Origin of the sequence: Streptomyces sp. SID14478 (genome assembly GCF_010548525.1) — a bacterium.
Lineage (GTDB): Bacteria > Actinomycetota > Actinomycetes > Streptomycetales > Streptomycetaceae > Streptomyces.
Window position 1 is genome coordinate 1 of the sequence record NZ_JAAGMG010000333.1, and the last position, 335, is coordinate 335.

Here is a 335-nt window from a genome sequence, read left to right on the forward strand (position 1 = left end):
CTCCGAATCCGAGCGCAGGCCCAGCAGCAGCGGCACCCGCCCCTCGACGGGACGTACGCCCAGCAGGACCGGTACGCCGACCGACGCCAGCTCCTCCGACACGGCCCGCGCGAGCACGGCCCAGCCGCCGCCCGGCGACGCCCCCATCGAGGTCTCCGGCAGCCGCATCACCACCGGCAGCAAGGGCCCCTGCCCGGTCGGTCTGAAACCGAGCACGCGGGCCTGCGCGGGCGCGTCGTCCGGCGTGATGCGGCCCTCGGCGAGATCGGTGAGGAAGTCACCGCGCCCGCGCGCCGCCAGCTCCTCCTCCTGGCGGGCCTGCATCAGCACCACGG

Annotated in this window: 1 pseudogene; it reads right to left on the reverse strand. The window is 76.1% G+C overall.

The annotated features are described in order from the left end of the window. Nucleotides 1-335: pseudogene (locus G3I40_RS10935) on the reverse strand (PucR family transcriptional regulator); the annotation flags it as partial.